Genomic DNA, 17344 nt, shown 5'->3' with positions numbered 1-17344 from the left:
GGCTCATACCTGGAGCCAGAATGTGACGGGGCCATCGTTCACCAGCGAGACCTGCATATCTGCAGCGAATCGTCCGGTTTGCGTATTCATTTCCTGTTGGCGACAACGCTCAACAAAGTATTCGTAAAGTGCTTCTGCACGATCCGGCGCGGCGCCTTTAGAGAAACTTGGGCGCATGCCGCGCTCGGTATCCGCTGCCAGCGTAAACTGGGAAACCACCAGCACGCTGCCGCCCGCCTGCTGGACGTTCAGATTCATCTTGCATTCCGCATCGCTGAATATGCGGTAGCCCAGCACGCGCTCGCATAAGCGGTTCGCTTTTTGTTCGTCATCATCCTTTTCGACACCTAACAACACCAAAAGTCCTGGGCCAATTTCACCCGTCACCTCTCCCTCCACGGTGACGCTGGCACGGGTTACGCGCTGTATCAATGCAATCATGGTTGGTCTGCTTCTAATTGTTTTTCAGCTTCTGCTGCTTTTTTAAGTTCGCGGTATACGCCGAGAGTGACAGTTATTTCGGCACCAAGCAAGACGATACACCAGGTCCAGTAAACCCAGACAAATAAAATGGGGATCACCGCCAGCACGCCGTAAATCAGCTGATAAGACGGGAACATGGTGATGTAAAGGGCAAACCCTTTTTTACCCAGTTCAAAAAGCACTGCCGCCACCAGCGCCCCAACTACCGCATCGCGGTTAGGCACGCGCGTGGTCGGTACAACGCTATAGAGCAGCCAGAACGAGAGCCAGGACAGGATCAGCGGAAAAATACGCAGCACGTTATCAATCACGCTGTTTAAATCACTCGCCCAGCGCAAGGAGAGAAGATACGAACTGATTGCCAGACTCGCCCCAGCCAGCAACGGCCCCAGCGTTAAAATCATCCAGTAGACGGCAAAGGAATAGACCTTAGGACGGATTTTTTTGCTTCGCCAGATGGTGTTAAGCGCGCTGTCGATAGAGTACATCAGCAGCAGCGCGGTAACGATAAGGCCGCACGCCCCCACCGCCGTCATTTTGCTGGAGTTGGCAACAAACTGCTCGATGTAGTTCTGGATAACATCCCCGGTGGCCGGGATGAAGTTCGCGAAGACGAAATGGCGAAGCTGCAGGCTAACGTCCGCGAACATCGGGAAAGCGGAAAAGAGCGCAAAGATCACCGCCACCAGCGGCACTAATGAGAGCAACGACACGTAGGCGAGGTTACCCGCCAGCGTGGTCATGTTGTCCTCATCAATGCGGTGCCAGAGCAACTTCAGCCAGGCCCTCAGCGGGCGAGTATGATGCGTGGCTTTTTGATGAACGGTTTTTAGCATAACTGCTTCGCAAAGTAGTTCGGTATCGTCTCTTTTCCGGTCACCAGAATTGACGTGATACCCAACTGGTTAGCTCCCTCTATATTATCGGCGTTGTCATCGAAAAAGACCGCATCGGCCGCGGTGAATCCCTCTGCCTGCAAAACAGCCTGATAAATTCGCGCTTCAGGCTTACGCATACCCATCTCTTGCGAAAGATAGATCTTATCTGCCGCCGCCTTAACTTCGGGATATTCCTCTGGCCAGAAGGTCGTGTGCAGACGGTTGGTGTTAGACAGTACGACCACCCGGTGCCCCTGCTCGCGTAGTTTGTGCATAATGTCGATCACTTCCGGACGGATCGCGACGAATACCGCCTGCCAGCCGTGAGAAAATTGTTCATAGCTTAACGAAAGCCCCATCTCCTGGCAGAAGCGTTCAGCAAACTCTTCATCGCTAATCTCGCCGCGTTCATGCTGATGGAAGGTCTCACCCATCGCGAAATCCTGCTTTAACGTCGCCAGCGGCACACGGCTAAAGTCGCTCCAGGCACCCAGCACCCGGTTAAAATCGATATCGACGATTACGTTTCCTAAGTCAAAGATATAAAGCATGTTTATCTCCTTTCGCCGTGGAGAGATAACTGTAGCGGGAATCACGAGATTTGACTATGCGTGCCGTCTAAGGTGTGCGATTGATTTTTACGGCGCGTTTTTACGGCAGTACAGCGAAGGGACGTTCGACGCGGCAAAAAGCCACGCTCCACGGTACTCATCAATCATCAGGCTCAGATCTCTTCCCGGCGTGCGATAAAAACCCGGTAGCGTTGCATTGATATCAGCCTCATCCGCACTATCGGCGAAGGTTTTAACAATACGATCGTTATTCAATACGCGCGCGTTCTGGTGATCGCTGTAGTGGAAATAGATGGTGCGGTTGACTTCAGAAACCACGTGACCAATCAGTTTACCGTTAATGACAGCGGTCCCTTCCCGATGCTGCATTCGCCATGAAACCGTTCCTACAAATCGGTTTTTACCAATCGTCCACTCCACATCACCTGTACAGCGTATCGGCGCACTCGAAAAATGCGAATACGCTAGCCAGCCGCTGGTAATAGCAGCCCCCAGCAACGCCGCCAGCAAAATAATACGATTCCCGAGTGTCATCATTGCTCATGCGCCCAAAAATAATGCGTGGTACATAACGCTGCCGCGTCATGTCGCGCATCGTTATTACAGACAAACGCCGCGATTCGCTCCGTTTTACTATAGCCGATGAGAAAAATGTATCGGTTTCCGGCACACAGGCTGGGGTAATTTTTTAACAAGCGAAGGTAATGGTCCTGCATATGTTCATTAGGTGCATAAAAGAGTTGGCAGGCGTTGGTCGTGCTGCCCATTGAAAGTGGAATGTAGTGACTAAACGGCATGTTCTGGTGATGTTTATATAATATGACCCCGTTAATAAGCGCGATCAGAAAAAGCGTAGCGGTGGCTATTATTAACCACGCCGGCTTCTTCATCGCGGTGCCCTCGGCTATTGCCGCGTCTTCACTGGCAATTACCGGCTCGGCGGTTGGGGTAAATACTTCAACCTGGGTGGCTTCGGAAAGCGTCAACCCGCGACGCGAAATCGTTTTTACCGTATCGCGCGGTAACCCCACTTCAGCCAGCGCATTGCGCAATGTCAAAATGGCCTGGTAAAAGGTATTCGGTGTGGTGACATCGTTACGCTCACCCCATCCCACCACCATTAACTGATTTTGCGAAATTATTTCGCCAGGATGGGTAACGAGATAAAGAAAGCAGAGATTGGCAGGAAGCTGCAAATGTATCGTGCGCCCGGTAATATGATTCGCCAGGGTTTTGTTTTCCGGGTCATACTCGACCAGCTTGTTAATAAGATACAATTTTACTTTCCTCTGCAATAACAATATTTAACCTCACAAACCCAAAAAACATACGTATATTTAACAACAGTATAGGTCAGAAGGATCAGAGCGCGACACACCCGTACCTAAGATTAGAAACATCGCATTATTTTTCAATTGATTACAAATCGGTTTTCTTAGGTGAGCCTCAGCTAAAAGGACATAATGAGATTTCATTACACTTCACCAGGTCAAATAATTATATTGAGCCACACGTTGAGAAAAGACTGACGTTCAGGCAGAACGAGGTGACGAATCTTTAGCTATTAGTGCTATTTCGTCAATTTCCTTCCGGGGTTGTTTTTGCCGAATAATCTTAATGGATTGATGAATATTCCTGGGTAAGGTCTGGCAATCAATGTTCTGTCGCTATGTCTGCGGCCTGCAAGAATAGAGACAGCCAGGAATTTATTTTCTCTGGCATTATTTCTCATAAATACGACAGAAACGCTGGATATGTTTCAAGATTGACACATTTGAAAGGCAGTGAAATATTGATAATGAAAATAAGACAGGAGTGGACTGGATGATAACATCGTCGCAAAAGGTTGTCCGCTGTATAAGCTGCGAATTGTCCTGTCAGTTATTTCCGGATAACACGGTGCGCTCACAATACTGTGGCAGCGCCTCCTTCGCAGTTTGGCCGGTGGGAAATCATTTCCTGCAACTTGCAGTAGAAAATAAAATATTATCTGGGAACAAGAATCATTTATTACGCGGATTTATTTTTGTAGATTTTTCGATGTATAACCTGCGCCTGCTTGTCGATCCGCAATGGATTGAACATCTGGCGATGACTAACATGCACATCGTGCTTATCGCGGACCGTAAACTGGAGGCGTTGGCTCACTATTTTTTCGCTCACCACAGTGAAATAAAGGGAACTATTTATGCAGATGACGATGACGCTATATTGCAGGAAAAAATTAACCATCTTTTTTCCGGCAGGCGAGTGAGCAGCAGGCGTGGTAATACCCTGAACACTGTTGAATTCACTTTACTTAACAGACTTATTTCAGGGGTGTGTCTCCGGGAGATAATAAAAACAACCAGCGTTGATGTGAAAAAAATTTACGTTCATAAAATACGATTAGAGAGGAAGTTAGGTACCAGCATTCATAAAATTCTCGTTTCTATTTTGTAATTTCAACTTCTTAACATACCCACATTTAATGGTGTGGAGGATGTTTTACGCCTGAAAGAAAGGGGGCAGTTATGCCATATTTATTGAAACATTCACCTGTCGCCGTTGCGATTTCGCTGGCACTATCGTCAGCGCTATTTACCGCGAATGCTGCAGTTATCGATTTTGCTAATTTACCAGCCACCGGAGCAGTAACGGATTTGCCTGCGGAAATACAGGCGCTGATTCCTGCAACGGCAAACGCGAACTTTAGCAAAAATACCAGCGATCCTAACTATGTCTACCAGTACAGCCCTGGCAATATTCCAGTCTACGGGGATGGGATCACTCTCGAAGGGCCGGGGGCGGAAGCCTTTGAGCACTCCGTGACCGTTATTCAGAACTCCACGTCCGGCAGCCCGGGGGTGATATTTGGTGACGACCTGACTATTCGTACCCAGTCAAAAGTGGCTGCCAATAACGGTAAAGATGTCGACGGTATTCGTACCCACGGTATGAACACGCCGAATAACCCAGTGTTTATCATTACCGGCGACCGCACCCACATTTACGTTAATGGCCAAAGCGGCGATGGCATCAATGCCGGGTACAGCTCCTTCAGCCAGGGTTCTCTCGGCTCCGCCAATATTTATGTGGGTGACGATCTCTATATCGAAACCACTGGCAGTACCGGTCGCGGTATTAGCGCCTATGCACTGAATGATGCCTCGAAGGCCAAAAATAACATTGTCGTCGGCGATCGTGCGCATATTGTGACGCGGGGTACCTACGCCGAGGGAATTCGTACCAACCAGAGCGGCTCATCCGTCCGTCTGGGGGATGAGGCCACCATCGAAACGTTTGGCACCTCGGCCTACGGCCTGTATGCGGGTTCTGCCTCCAGAATCGAGCTGGGAAAAAAAGCGACCATTACCACCGACGCAGCCAGTGCCTCCGGCGTGTACTCTACCGGCTCGTCAACCATCACCCTTGATGAAGGCGCGACCATCACCACCAACGGTGCCAGCGCGCATGGCATCTACGCTTATACAGCAGCGGTAAATGTGGGAGATAACGTCACCATTGCGGTCAACAGCAGCGAGAAAACCAGCAGCTCCGCCCAGGCACCGCACGGGATGTATGCCTGGTCACGCGGCGTGATAACGCTCGACGGTGGGGCAACCATTACCACCGCAGGCCAGCGCGACCAGGGTAGCTATGCCCTGAACGCCAGCAATGGCGGAATTATTGATGCCTCTGCAGGCGGAAAATTCCTCCTTAACGGCGATATCCTCGCCGCAGGTGGCGTCGCGGCCAACAGTACCCTTCCGGCACAAAACAGTACCATTACGCTGACAATGGGTAACAGCTCGCTGTGGAACGGAGCATCGTACATAGAAAGCAACGCTGCTGGGACCGGTACTCTCGCGCTTACGATGAATGATGCCGTCTGGAATATGCGCGACAGCTCAACGTTGACCAGCCTGACCCTGAACGCGGGCGGCACGATAAATTTCCAGCATGCTGAGGACGCGGCCTGGCAAACCCTGACCATCAACGAGGATTACACAGGCAACGGCGGCAAGCTGGTTTTCAATACCGTGCTGTCTGACGATACCTCTGAAACTGACAGGCTGATTATTGAAGGAAACACATCTGGTCGTACCGCGGTTGACGTAAACAACATTGGTGGTGCAGGCGCACAAACCGTTGAAGGGATTGAAATAGTCAGCGTTGGCGGCAACTCGGAGGGAACGTTTGAGAAAGCCAGCCGTATCGTAGCGGGGGGTTATGACTATAACGTTGTGCAGAAAGGTAAGAACTGGTTTCTGACCAGCCTGGCTGAACCCGTTGACCCACCGATCGACCCGGTAGATCCTCCTGTTGACCCGGTAGACCCACCGGTCGACCCCGTCGACCCGCCTGTTGACCCGGTGGATCCACCTGTTGACCCTGTCGACCCGCCTGTCGTCCCGGTAGATCCGCCCGTCGACCCGGTGATTCCGCCACAAGAACCGGTACCGCCACCTGCGCCGCCGAAAAGCGAGCATCAGTATCGCCCAGAATTTGGCAGCTATCAGGCAAACAGCTATGCGGCAAATACGCTGTTTATGACCCGCCTGCACGATCGTCTGGGTGAAACGCAGTACACCGACATGCTCACCGGCGAGCAAAAAGTGACGAGCCTTTGGATGCGTAACGTCGGCGGGCATGCGCGTTTCAACGACGGCAGCGGCCAGCTAAAAACGACAGCCAACCGTTACGTGCTGCAGTTGGGTGGCGATATCGCCCAATGGAGCACAGATGGCCTGGACCGCTGGCATCTTGGCCTGATGGCGGGCTACGGTAACAGCCAGAGCCGGAGCGCTTCCAGCCTGACCGGATACCACTCACGTGGCGAAGTGAATGGCTATAGCGTAGGTCTGTACGGTACCTGGTACGCAAACGAAGCCGATAAAAGCGGCACCTACGTTGATAGCTGGGTGCTGTATAACTGGTTTGACAATAAGGTGATGGGGCAGGACCAGGCGACCGAGCGTTATCGCTCCAGCGGCATAACCGCCTCTGTCGAAGCGGGCTATAGCGTTAAGGTGGGTGAAAGCGGCCGCAACAGTTACTGGATCCAGCCGAAGGCGCAGGCCGTTTGGATGGACGTGCAGGCTGACGACCATCGCGAGCGTAACGGCACGCGGGTGAAAGACGAAACCCAGGGCAACCTGATGACGCGTCTCGGCGTGAAGGCCTATATCAGCGGACATAACGCGATGGATGACGCTAAATCACGCACCTTCCAGCCGTTTATTGAAGCGAACTGGATCCACAATACCCAGACCACGCGCATCCGCATGGATGACGTCAGCAATGAGATGCGCGGTACGCGCAATATTGGTGAGTTAAAGACGGGCGTAGAGGGGCAGATTACCCCGCAGCTTAGCGTCTGGGGCAATGTGGCACAGCAGATTGGCGATAAAGGCTACAGCGATACGCAGGGAATGCTGGGAATAAAATACAGCTTCAAATAACAAAAAAAGCCGCTGAGAAATCAGCGGCTTTTTGCTTCAGGCGATATCATCGCTGGTACAGGCCAGCACCGTTTCAACCTTGCTGGATTTCAGATGATTTTGCAGCGCCGAGCCGGGCATCTCATCGGTGAAAAGAGCCGTTGTCTGCGCCACGTTGCCAATTTCCACCGCGGCGGATGCGTTAAATTTCGTATGATCGGCCGCCAGCAAAATGTGGCGAGAGTGGGCCATCATGGTTTTCACCACGCTGGCTTCATTCACGTCAAACTCCATCATCGCGCCGTCGTGCTCAATCGCACCGACGCTGGTCACGAGATAGTCCGCCCGAAAACCAGACACAAACGCCGTCGCCGCAGGCCCGATAATGCCGCCGTTGTGCGGGCGCAGCGTGCCGCCCGGCACCATCACTTCAAAGCGCGGGTTCTTATACAGAATATGCGCCACCCGCAGGCTGTTGGTGATGATGCGCAGATGATTATGGTTAAGCAGCGCCCGGGCAACGTGCTCTACAGTCGTGCCGATGGTGATGAAAATAGTTGAGCCGTCGGGAATATAGTCCGCAATCGCCTCGGCAATCGCCCGCTTCTCTTCGGTAAGCGACACTTCGCGCTGTTCGAACGCCGTGTTCACCACGCTGGATGCCCTGCCCGCGCCGCCGTGATGACGCGTGATCAGCCCCTGCTCGCTGAGCTTACGGATATCCCGGCGCACCGTTTGCGTCGACACGTCCAGCAGCTGCGCCAGTTCATCAATGTTCATATAGCCGCGATCGGCAATCAGCGTTAGCAGCTGATCGTGACGCGGGTTGCCGGTCAGTTCGGTAAGGCTCATGGGCTGTCCTCTGAAAACCATCACGCCCCGCATTTTATACAAAAAGTGACAAAAAAGAGCGGGTTTGATCACAGTCGGGTATACCCGCGCGCCCGCCGGGCTTTGTGCATTTCAGGGCTGCGACGGCGCTGGCAAAACGCACGGCGTCTGCGGCGGTGGATTGCTGTCCCAGGCTGAACGCCAGCGCGCCGTGGAAAACGTCGCCCGCGCCGGTGGTATCCACCACGTTCACCTCAAAGCCGGATTGATGACACAAGGCGCCGTTTTCCAGCCAGTAGCAGCCGTCTCGCCCCTGAGTGACATACACATGTCCATTTGTGAGCGTTTGTGCTTTTTTCAGGGCATCTTCTGCTTTATCCAACTGAGTTAGTCGCCGCAGGCCCGGCGCGGAGAAGGCCGCGTGGTCGCTTAAGGCTATCAGCTCCGCGATGTCCTGCGGGGTAACGTCAGCATCAAGCAAAGTAGGAACGCCCTGCTGACGGGCCAGCGTAAACGCCTGTTTTGCCCCGTCATGCCAGCGCACGTCTGCTAACACGATATCCCATTGCGAGAAGTCGATTTCATGCAGCCAGTCTGCCTCGGCGGGCAGATCGGGGCTGGGGTAGTTGGCAATCACTCGTTCTCCGCCTGCGTCCACCAGCACCGCGGATTGTGACGAGCGGGCACCTTTAAACACGCGTGTATAGCGGGTGTTCACCCCCAGGGATTCCAGCTCCGCCAGCAGCCGTCTGCCGGTATCGTCGTCCCCCACCCGGCCAATAAAATCCACTTCCGCACCCAGTTTTGCCGCGGCCACCGCCGCCGTGGCCGCCGGGCCGCCGCCCACTTCCGTATAGTCTTTTGCGACATATTTCCCTCCTTCCTTAGGTAAATCATCGAGATACCAGATGCGATCCAGCACGGTAATGCCGACACAAACGATGCGAGTCATGGTGATTCCTTCTGCGATTTCTGATGCCTTCATTTTAATTTCACCAAATGTTTAAAAAGTGACCCGTGTCAATTTTTTGACTATAAATTACAAATACGATCAAAAACAGACAACACAAACGCGCAGAAATTGACACGATGTGACAGGAGAGAGGCATGTCAGCGATCGCATTTATCGGTTTAGGGCAGATGGGCGCGCCAATGGCGAAGAATCTGTTGAAGCAAGGCCACCAGCTTAACGTGTTTGACGTGAACCCGCAGGCGGTTCAGGCGCTGGTAGAGAGCGGCGCACGGGCGGCGGCTACGCCTGCTCAGGCCGCAACGGACGCCGAATTCGTCATTACCATGCTGCCAAACGGCGACCTGGTGCGCAGCGTGCTGTTCGGCGAGCACGGCGTGTGCGAAGGGTTATCCCGCGACGCGCTGGTGATTGATATGTCCACCATCCACCCGCTGCAAACCGACGCGCTGATCCGTGACATGGCTGAACGCGGCTTCAGCCTGATGGACGTGCCCGTGGGACGCACGTCCGACCATGCCATCGCCGGCACGCTGCTCCTGCTGGCGGGCGGCACCGCGCAGCAGGTGGAACGCGCCACCCCCGTCTTAATGGCGATGGGCAATGAGCTGATTAACGCCGGCGGGCCAGGCATGGGCATCCGCGTGAAGCTCATCAACAACTACATGAGCATCGCCCTGAACGCGCTTTCCGCCGAGGCGGCGGTGCTGTGTGAAGCGCTTGGTCTCTCCTTTGAGGTGGCGCTGAAGGTGATGAGCGGCACGCCGGCGGGTAAAGGCCACTTCACTACCTCATGGCCGAACAAGGTGCTGAAAGGCGATCTTTCACCCGCCTTCATGATCGACCTTGCGCATAAAGATCTGGGGATCGCCCTGGACGTGGCTAACCAGCTCCACGTTCCGATGCCGCTGGGCGCGGCGTCCCGCGAAGTTTACAACCAGGCTCGCGCCGCCGGGCGTGGGCGCGAAGACTGGACGGCCATTCTTGAACAGGTTCGCGCATCTGCCGGGCTGAAAAAATCACACTGATACGAAAGGACTGAGGAATGACGATGTACACCCTGAAAGATATCACCCGACCTTCCGGCGGTTTTGCAATGCTGGCCGTGGATCAGCGCGAAGCGATGCGCCTGATGTTTGCCGCCGCAGGCGCGCCGGTGCCGGTAACCGACCAGCACCTGACGGATTTTAAGGTCAACGCGGCGAAGATTCTGTCGCCGTACGCCTCTGCCATTCTCGTCGACCAGCAGTTCTGCTATCGCCAGATTGTGGAGCAGCAGGCCGTAGCCAACAGCTGCGCGATGATTGTGGCGGCCGACGAGTTTATTCCGGGGAACGGTATTCCGGTCGACAGCGTGGTGATCGACAAAAGCATCGACGCGCAGGCGGTCAAACGCGACGGCGGCAAGGCGCTCAAGCTGCTGGTGCTGTGGCGTAGCGATGAAGATCCGCAGCAGCGCCTGGAGATGGTGAAAGCGTTCAATACGCTGTGCCACGACAACGGGCTGCTGAGCATTATCGAGCCTGTGGTGCGTCCGCCGCGTCACGGAGCCGAATTTAACCGCGAACAGGCGATTATCGATGCGGCTAAAGAGCTGGGCGACAGCGGTGCCGACCTCTACAAGGTGGAGATGCCGCTGTTTGGTAAGGGCACGCAGCAGGAACTGCTGGCGGCCTCGCAGAAGCTGAACGAGAACATCGCCATGCCGTGGGTGATCCTCTCCTCCGGTGTGGACGATAAGCTGTTCCCGCGCGCCGTGAGCGTGGCGATGCAGGCTGGGGCATCGGGCTTTTTAGCCGGTCGCGCCGTCTGGTCATCGGTGATTGGCCTGCCGGATACCGAGCTGATGCTGCGTGATATTTCCGTACCCAAACTTCAGCGCCTGGGTGAGATCGTCGACGAAATGATGGCTCGCCGTTAAGAAAGGACCCGAACATGAAATGGTTTAACACCCTGAGCCACAACCGCTGGCTCGAACAAGAGACCGACCGCATTCTCGATTTCGGCAAAAACGCCGCCGTACCGACCGGCTTTGGCTGGCTGGGCAATAACGGGCAGGTTCGCAGCGATATGGGCACCCATCTTTGGATCACCGCCCGCATGCTGCACGTGTACGCGGTGGCGGCAAACATGGGCCGTCCCGGCGCGTATGCCCTGGTTGAACACGGCATTAATGCCCTGAACGGTCCGCTGCGCGACAAGCAGCACGGCGGCTGGTACGCCTGCGTAAACGATGAAGGCGTGATTGATGCCTCCAAGCAGGGCTATCAGCATTTCTTCGTCCTGCTGGGCGCGGCGAGCGCCGTCACCACCGGCCACCCGCAGGCACGCAAGCTGCTGGACGATGCCATCGAGGTGATTGAGCGCTACTTCTGGAGCGAACAGGAGCAAATGTGCCTTGAGTCCTGGGATGAAGCCTTCAGCAAAACGGAAGATTACCGCGGCGGTAACGCCAACATGCACGCCGTGGAAGCCTTCCTGATTGTCTATGACGTGACCCACGACCGGAAATGGCTCGACCGCGCCCTGCGCATCGCCTCGGTGATTATTCACGACGTGGCGCGCAAAGGTGAGTATCGCGTTAACGAGCATTTCGACACCGACTGGAACCCGATCCGCGATTACAACATCGATAACCCTGCTCACCGCTTCCGCGCCTACGGCGGCACGCCGGGGCACTGGATTGAGTGGGGCCGCCTGATGCTGCATCTGCGCGCCGCGCTGGAAGCGCGCTTTGAAACCCCGCCGGAGTGGCTGCTGGAAGATGCAAAAGGCCTGTTCCACGCCACCATCCGCGACGCCTGGGCACCCGACGGCGCCGACGGGTTTGTCTACTCCGTGGGCTGGGACGGCAAGCCTATCGTGCGGGAACGCGTGCGCTGGCCAATCGTCGAGGCGATGGGCACGGCCTATGCCCTCTATACCGTGACCGGCGAGGCGCAGTACGAAGCCTGGTATCAGAAGTGGTGGGATTACTGCATCAAGTACCTGATGGATTACGAAAACGGTTCCTGGTGGCAGGAGCTGGACACCAATAACGAAGTGACCACCAAAGTCTGGGACGGCAAGCAGGATATTTACCATCTGCTGCACTGCCTGGTGATCCCCCGCCTGCCGCTGGCGCCGGGCTTAGCGCCTGCCGTCGCCGCCGGATTGCTGGACAGCCAGGCCAAATAATAAAGACGGAGTTTTTATGCGTACCCTACACAATATTGACCTGAAAAATAACGAACGTGGCTTCACCCTGCGCTGGCAGGATCGCCTGATTTTGTCCCACTCCGAAGAAGCGCCTTGCCTGTGGATCGGCGCAGGCGAGGCCGATATCGAGATGTTTCGCGGCAACTTCAGCATCAAAGACAAGCTAAACGAAAAGATTGCCCTGACGGACGCGACCGTCACGCAGCAAAGCGCGGGCTGGGCGATCCGCTTTACCCGCGGCGATGCGGTGAGCGCCACGCTGCTGGTGGCCGTGGATGCGGAAGGCCGTCTGGAGCTGAAGCTGAAAAATGATGCTCCCGGCCACAACCGCATCTGGCTGCGGCTGGCGGCGCAGCCGGAAGATCATATCTACGGCTGCGGCGAGCAGTTCTCGTATTTCGATCTGCGCGGCAAGCCGTTCCCGCTGTGGACCAGCGAGCAGGGCGTGGGCCGCAACAAGCAGACCTACGTCACCTGGCAGGCCGACTGCAAAGAGAACGCGGGCGGCGATTACTACTGGACCTTCTTTCCGCAGCCTACCTTCGTGAGCACCCAGAAGTACTACTGCCACGTGGATAACAGCTGCTACATGAACTTTGACTTCAGCGCGCCGGATTTCCACGAGCTGGCGTTCTGGGAAGATAACGCCACGCTGCGCTTCGAATGTGCACAAACCTACGTCGATCTGCTGGAAAAACTGACCGGCCTGCTGGGACGTCAGCCTGAGCTGCCGGACTGGGTGTACGACGGCGTGACGCTGGGCATACAGGGCGGCACCGAGGTGTGCCAGCAGAAGCTCGACGCTATGCGCGAGGGCGGCGTGAAGGTAAACGGCATCTGGGCGCAGGACTGGTCCGGCATCCGCATGACCTCCTTCGGCAAACGCGTGATGTGGAACTGGAAGTGGAACAGCGAACTCTATCCGCAGCTTGATGAACGGATTGCGAAGTGGAGACAGGAAGGGGTGCAGTTCCTCTCCTATATCAACCCGTACGTCGCCAGTGATAAAGATCTCTGCGAAGAGGCGGCGAAACGCGGCTATCTGACCAAAAACGCCAACGGTGAGGACTACCACGTTGAATTCGGCGAGTTCTACGCGGGCGTTATCGACCTGACCAACCCGGAAGCCTACGGCTGGTACAAAGAGGTCATTAAAAAGAACCTGATCGAACTGGGCTGCGGCGGCTGGATGGCCGATTTCGGGGAATATCTGCCGACCGATACCTTCCTGCACAACGGCGTGAGCGCAGAGATCATGCATAACGCCTGGCCTGCCCTGTGGGCGAAATGTAACTACGAGGCGCTTCAGGAGACCGGCAAACTCGGCGAGATCCTGTTCTTCATGCGCGCGGGCTACACCGGCAGCCAGAAGCACTCGGTGATGATGTGGGCGGGGGATCAGAACGTCGACTGGAGCCTGGATGACGGCCTGGCGTCCGTCATCCCTGCGGCGCTGTCGCTGGCGATGACCGGGCACGGCCTGCACCACAGCGACATCGGCGGCTATACCACCCTGTTCGAGATGAAGCGCAGCAAGGAGCTGCTGCTGCGCTGGTGCGACTTCAGCGCCTTTACGCCGATGATGCGTACCCACGAGGGCAACCGCCCTGGCGACAACTGGCAGTTCGACGGCGATGCGGAAACCATCGCGCACTTCGCGCGCATGACCACCGTGTTCACCACCCTGAAGCCGTACATCAAAGCTGCGGTTGCGCAGAACGCGAAAAGCGGCCTGCCGGTGATGCGTCCGCTGTTCCTGCACTACGAGGACGACGCGCGCGCCTACACGCTGAAGTACCAGTACCTGTTTGGCCGCGATCTGCTGGTGGCACCGGTTCATGAAGAGGGCCGCCGGGACTGGTCGCTCTATCTGCCGCAGGACAGCTGGGTCAATGCGTGGACCGGGGAAACCTGCCAGGGCGGTGACGTGACCGTTGATGCCCCGATCGGCAAACCGCCGGTCTTCTATCGCCAGCACAGCGAATGGGCAGATCTGTTTAGCACCTTACGTGATATCTGATAAGGCTCGCCCGCAGGGAAACCTGCGGGCAGACGGAGAACAATAATGAGTCAACATACTTCCGATCCGGCAACCCTACGCCTGCCGTTTAAAGAAAAACTCGCCTACGGGATGGGCGATCTCGGCTCTAACATCCTGCTGGATATCGGCACGCTTTATCTGCTGAAGTTTTACACCGACGTGCTGGGGCTGCCGGGCACCTACGGCGGGATTATCTTCCTGATTGCGAAGTTCTTTACCGCCTTCACCGATATGGGCACCGGAATCATGCTCGACTCCCGGCGCAAGATTGGCCCGAAAGGGAAATTCCGCCCGTTCGTGCTGTATGCCGCCTTCCCGGTGACCTTACTGGCGATTGCCAACTTCGTCGGCACGCCGTTTGAGATGACCGGCAAAACGGTGATGGCAACGGTGCTGTTCATGCTGTACGGCCTGTTCTTCAGCATGATGAACTGCTCTTACGGCGCGATGGTGCCCGCCATCACCAAAAACCCGGATGAGCGCGCCTCGCTGGCGGCCTGGCGTCAGGGCGGTGCCACGCTCGGCCTGCTGCTCTGTACGGTGGGCTTTGTCCCGGTGATGAACCTGATTGAGGGTAACGACCAGCTTGGCTACATCTTTGCCGCAACCCTCTTCTCGCTGTTCGGGCTGTTCTTTATGTGGTGGTGCTATAAGGGCGTTACCGAGCGTTACGTCGAGACGCAGCCTGCTAATCCAGCGCAAAAGCCGGGGCTGCTGCAGTCGTTTCGCGCCATTGCCGGGAACCGTCCGCTGTTTATCCTGTGTATCGCGAACCTGTGCACGCTGGGCGCGTTTAACGTTAAGCTCGCCATTCAGGTCTACTACACGCAGTACGTGCTGAACGACCCGATCCTGCTGTCGTACATGGGCTTCTTCAGCATGGGCTGTATTTTTATCGGCGTCTTTATGATGCCCGGCGCGGTGCGGCGCTTCGGCAAGAAAAAGGTCTACATCAGCGGGCTGGCAATTTGGGTGGCGGGCGACCTGCTCAACTACTTCTTCGGCGGCGGCTCGGTGAGCTTTGTGGCGTTTTCCTGCCTGGCGTTCTTCGGCTCCGCGTTCGTGAACAGTCTGAACTGGGCGCTGGTGTCCGATACCGTGGAATACGGCGAGTGGCGCACCGGCGTGCGCTCCGAAGGGACGGTCTACACCGGCTTTACCTTCTTCAGGAAGGTATCCCAGGCGCTGGCCGGCTTCTTCCCGGGGATCATGCTCACGCAGATCGGCTATGTGCCCAACGTGGTGCAGTCCGCCGGGACGGTTGAAGGGCTGCGGCAGCTGATATTTATCTACCCGAGCCTGCTGGCGGTCATCACCATCGTGGCGATGGGCTGCTTCTACAACCTCAACGAGAAGATGTATGTGCGCATCGTGGAAGAGATCGAACTGCGCAAACGTACGGCCTAAATGACGTGATAGAGCGCCCTGCGGGGCGCTCTGAGGATCGACCATGACACACAATACTGATCCGTTAACCCTGAAATTGAGCCTGCGAGAGAAGTGCGCCTACGGGATGGGCGATTTTGGCTCTAACCTGATGCTGTGTATTGGCACGCTGTACCTGCTGAAGTTTTACACCGATGAACTGGGGATGCCCGCGTTCTACGGCGGCATAATTTTCCTGGTGGCGAAGTTTTTCACCGCGTTTACCGACATGCTGACCGGCGTGCTGCTGGATTCCCGGCGAAACATCGGCGCGCGGGGAAAATTCCGGCCATTCATTTTGTATGCCTCCGTGCCGGTGGCGCTGGTCGCGACGGCGCAGTTTATGGCCAACGACTTTAGCCTGACGGTGAAAACGGCGCTCGCCACCGTGCTCTTCATGATGTTTGGGCTCTGCTATAGCCTGATGAACTGCGCCTATGGTGCGATGGTCCCTGCCATCACCAAAAACCCGAACGAGCGCGCGCAGCTGGCGGCGTGGCGACAGGGCGGCGCAACGGTGGGGCTGTTGCTCTGCACCGTCGGCTTTATGCCCATTCAGGCGCTGTTCGTCCACCAGCCCTCCCTCGGCTATCTGGTGGCTGCGCTGGTGTTCGCCACTGGCGGCCTGTTCTGCATGTGGTGGTGCTACAGCGGGGTGAAAGAGCGCTATGTCGAGATAACGCCCGATCACCATAAGCCCGGCATTCTGAAATCGTTCTGCGCGATTTTCCGCAATCCGCCGCTGCTGGTGCTGTGCATTGCCAACCTGTGTACTCTCGCCGCGTTCAACATCAAGCTGGCGATTCAGGTCTATTACACCCAGTACGTGCTGAACGACCTGCATCTGCTGTCGTGGATGGGCTTTTTCAGCATGGGCTGCATTCTGATTGGCGTGTTTCTGGTACCCGGCGCGGTGAAGCGCTTTGGCAAGAAGCCGGTCTATCTGGGCGGGCTGGCGCTGTGGGCGGTGGGCGACGTGCTGAACTTCTTCTGGGGAACCAGCTCCCTGCTGTTCGTGCTCTTTTCCTGCATGGCCTTTTTCGGCACCGCGTTTGTGAACAGCCTGAACTGGGCGCTGGTGCCGGATACCGTTGATTACGGCGAGTGGAAAACCGGCATTCGCGCCGAGGGATCGGTTTACACCGGCTACACCTTCTCGCGCAAAATCTCCGCCGCCCTCGCCGGCTTCCTGCCCGGCATCATGCTGACCCAGATCGGCTACGTTCCCCACGCCGTGCAAAGTGCGGGCACGCTGCTGGGTTTGCGTCAGCTTATTTTCCTCTGGCCGTGCGGCCTGGCAATCGTCGCCGCCGTGACCATGGGGCTGTTTTATAAACTCAACGAAGCGCGCTTCGCCTTTATCATCGAGGAGATTGGAAAACGGAAAAAACAGTCAGCGAATACCCCTGAGATAACACCCAACAATAAAGCGTCAGCAGTCACTTTATAACAATAAATTCGGCCCGTATTTCCTTCCTGTTCATCAGGAGGGAGGCCTTTCTGTACCTGATACATGGACAAAT

15 protein-coding genes are annotated in these 17344 nt (G+C 56.0%); 8 read left to right on the top strand and 7 right to left on the bottom strand.

Annotated elements, in window-relative coordinates; all coding sequences use genetic code 11:
- Positions 1–3: 3 nt before the first annotated feature.
- The 5 genes from dtd to ACTJI7_RS14855 form a co-directional block, all read right to left on the bottom strand.
- Positions 4–441 carry a D-aminoacyl-tRNA deacylase gene (gene dtd, locus ACTJI7_RS14875; protein ID WP_440670957.1) on the bottom strand — a complete coding sequence of 146 codons (438 nt, stop codon included), beginning with the start codon at positions 439–441 and terminating at the stop codon, positions 4–6.
- A complete protein-coding gene (locus ACTJI7_RS14870; protein ID WP_045260235.1) occupies positions 438–1319 on the bottom strand; it encodes a virulence factor BrkB family protein in 882 nt (293 codons plus the stop codon). The genes dtd and ACTJI7_RS14870 overlap by 4 nt, the downstream gene beginning before the upstream one ends.
- Positions 1313–1912, bottom strand: a complete 600-nt coding sequence (yihX, locus tag ACTJI7_RS14865) for a glucose-1-phosphatase (RefSeq protein ID WP_045260234.1) — start codon at positions 1910–1912, stop codon at positions 1313–1315. The genes ACTJI7_RS14870 and yihX overlap by 7 nt, the downstream gene beginning before the upstream one ends.
- A gap of 87 nt (positions 1913–1999) precedes the next feature.
- The gene (locus ACTJI7_RS14860; RefSeq protein ID WP_063155519.1) at positions 2000–2470 is read right to left on the bottom strand and encodes a hypothetical protein; all 471 of its coding nucleotides are present in this window, start codon (positions 2468–2470) and stop codon (positions 2000–2002) included.
- Entirely contained in the window at positions 2467–3210 is a 744-nt protein-coding gene (locus ACTJI7_RS14855) for a winged helix-turn-helix domain-containing protein (RefSeq protein ID WP_063155520.1), read from the bottom strand. The genes ACTJI7_RS14860 and ACTJI7_RS14855 overlap by 4 nt, the downstream gene beginning before the upstream one ends.
- A gap of 547 nt (positions 3211–3757) precedes the next feature.
- Here ACTJI7_RS14855 and ACTJI7_RS14850 point away from each other — a divergent pair.
- Both ACTJI7_RS14850 and ACTJI7_RS14845 read left to right on the top strand, forming a co-directional pair.
- Positions 3758–4375 (top strand): hypothetical protein, encoded by a 618-nt coding sequence (locus ACTJI7_RS14850; protein ID WP_063155521.1) that lies wholly within the window; start codon positions 3758–3760, stop codon positions 4373–4375.
- 71 nt (positions 4376–4446) lie between these two features.
- Entirely contained in the window at positions 4447–7377 is a 2931-nt protein-coding gene (locus tag ACTJI7_RS14845; protein WP_440670960.1) for an autotransporter outer membrane beta-barrel domain-containing protein, read from the top strand.
- Positions 7378–7413: 36 nt separating this feature from the next.
- On the opposite strand, the gene ACTJI7_RS14840 is transcribed toward ACTJI7_RS14845, so the two are convergent.
- Both ACTJI7_RS14840 and ACTJI7_RS14835 read right to left on the bottom strand, forming a co-directional pair.
- Complete coding sequence (locus tag ACTJI7_RS14840) at positions 7414–8208, bottom strand: DeoR/GlpR family DNA-binding transcription regulator (RefSeq protein ID WP_032644939.1); 795 nt, start codon at positions 8206–8208, stop codon at positions 7414–7416.
- 34 nt (positions 8209–8242) lie between these two features.
- Complete coding sequence (locus ACTJI7_RS14835) at positions 8243–9139, bottom strand: sugar kinase (protein ID WP_088204722.1); 897 nt, start codon at positions 9137–9139, stop codon at positions 8243–8245.
- A gap of 155 nt (positions 9140–9294) precedes the next feature.
- Here ACTJI7_RS14835 and yihU point away from each other — a divergent pair, with 155 nt between their 5' ends.
- Genes yihU through ACTJI7_RS14805 form a run of 6 tightly spaced genes read left to right on the top strand, consistent with a single transcriptional unit; the run spans position 9295 to position 17271 of the window.
- Positions 9295–10185, top strand: a complete 891-nt coding sequence (yihU, locus tag ACTJI7_RS14830; RefSeq protein WP_126818684.1) for a sulfolactaldehyde 3-reductase — start codon at positions 9295–9297, stop codon at positions 10183–10185.
- A 17-nt stretch (positions 10186–10202) separates the two neighbouring features.
- Positions 10203–11078, top strand: coding sequence for a sulfofructosephosphate aldolase (yihT, locus tag ACTJI7_RS14825; RefSeq protein WP_126327359.1), 876 nt, complete (start codon positions 10203–10205; stop codon positions 11076–11078).
- A gap of 14 nt (positions 11079–11092) precedes the next feature.
- Positions 11093–12334 carry a sulfoquinovose isomerase gene (gene yihS, locus ACTJI7_RS14820; protein ID WP_023345127.1) on the top strand — a complete coding sequence of 414 codons (1242 nt, stop codon included), beginning with the start codon at positions 11093–11095 and terminating at the stop codon, positions 12332–12334.
- A gap of 16 nt (positions 12335–12350) precedes the next feature.
- On the top strand, positions 12351–14375 hold the full coding sequence (locus tag ACTJI7_RS14815; RefSeq protein WP_126327360.1) for an alpha-glucosidase: 2025 nt from the start codon (positions 12351–12353) through the stop codon (positions 14373–14375).
- Between the two features lie 45 nt (positions 14376–14420).
- Positions 14421–15803, top strand: coding sequence for an MFS transporter (locus ACTJI7_RS14810; protein ID WP_022649848.1), 1383 nt, complete (start codon positions 14421–14423; stop codon positions 15801–15803).
- Positions 15804–15846: 43 nt separating this feature from the next.
- Positions 15847–17271 carry an MFS transporter gene (locus tag ACTJI7_RS14805; protein ID WP_258150944.1) on the top strand — a complete coding sequence of 475 codons (1425 nt, stop codon included), beginning with the start codon at positions 15847–15849 and terminating at the stop codon, positions 17269–17271.
- Positions 17272–17344: the final 73 nt, after the last annotated feature.

Source organism: Enterobacter sp. 22499 (assembly GCF_052044815.1).
Taxonomy (GTDB): domain Bacteria; phylum Pseudomonadota; class Gammaproteobacteria; order Enterobacterales; family Enterobacteriaceae; genus Enterobacter; species Enterobacter bugandensis.
This window is presented reverse-complemented; position numbering and strand designations above follow the sequence as displayed.